General features: G+C 71.5%; 1 protein-coding gene. It reads left to right on the top strand.

From position 1 onward, the window contains the following. On the top strand, nucleotides 1-246 hold a 246-nt coding region (locus HKX41_12850; GenBank protein NNC25024.1), incomplete at both ends, for a DNA alkylation response protein.

Consider the following 246-nt stretch of genomic DNA (forward strand, 5'->3'; position numbering starts at 1 on the left):
CACCGCGACAAGCCGCGCCTGCGCAGCCACGACGCGTTCGGCCACCGCATCGACAAGGTCGAGTTCCATCCGCATTACCACGCGATCATGGGCGCGGCGATCGAGCACGGCGTCGCCGGCCTGTCCTGGCACGAGCCGGTGCCCGGCGCGCATGTGGCGCGCGCGGCGCTGAGCTATCTGCACCATCAATCCGAGCCGGGCACCAGCTGCCCGCTGACCATGACCCACGCCAGCGCGCCGGTGCTG

Source organism: Salifodinibacter halophilus (assembly GCA_012999515.1).
Classification (GTDB): Bacteria; Pseudomonadota; Gammaproteobacteria; order Nevskiales; family Salinisphaeraceae; genus Salifodinibacter; species Salifodinibacter halophilus.